The sequence below is a fragment of the Vibrio sp. OPT24 genome (assembly GCF_015163545.1).
Lineage (GTDB): Bacteria > Pseudomonadota > Gammaproteobacteria > Enterobacterales > Vibrionaceae > Vibrio > Vibrio cyclitrophicus.
Genome location: NZ_JADDYI010000051.1, coordinates 1 through 434, shown reverse-complemented (window position 1 = coordinate 434; position 434 = coordinate 1). Strand labels below are relative to the sequence as shown.

The following is a 434-nucleotide window of genomic DNA, read 5'->3' as shown; positions in this document are numbered from 1 at the left end:
GTTCTCTAAAAAGAGAACGCTTTCAGTGCCTTAGCACTTAAGCAGGACGCGTATAATACGCTTTCCACTTTGAAAGTCAACATAATATTCTAAGTTTTAACTCAGAAAACTATGTTGACTCATCTCTTTCGAGATAAGTCGAAATTAAAGCCTGGCGATGTCCTACTCTCACATGGGGAAACCCCACACTACCATCGGCGCTATTGTGTTTCACTTCTGAGTTCGGCATGGAATCAGGTGGGTCCACAATGCTATGGTCGCCAAGCAAATTTTAAAATTCGGAAAACTGTATTTAAAAGTTATGTCTCTTCAAACGCATTCAAGGTCTGGTATATCTGAGTCCACAAAACCCCTTGGGTGTTGTATGGTTAAGCCTCACGGGCAATTAGTACAGGTTAGCTCAATGCCTCGCAGCACTTACACACCCTGCCTAT

At 42.6% G+C, this 434-nt stretch carries 1 rRNA gene; it reads right to left on the bottom strand.

Going from position 1 to position 434, the window contains the following annotated elements:
* Nucleotides 1–149 precede the first annotated feature (149 nt).
* Nucleotides 150–265, bottom strand: a 5S ribosomal RNA gene (gene rrf, locus IQO02_RS13800).
* Nucleotides 266–434: the final 169 nt, after the last annotated feature.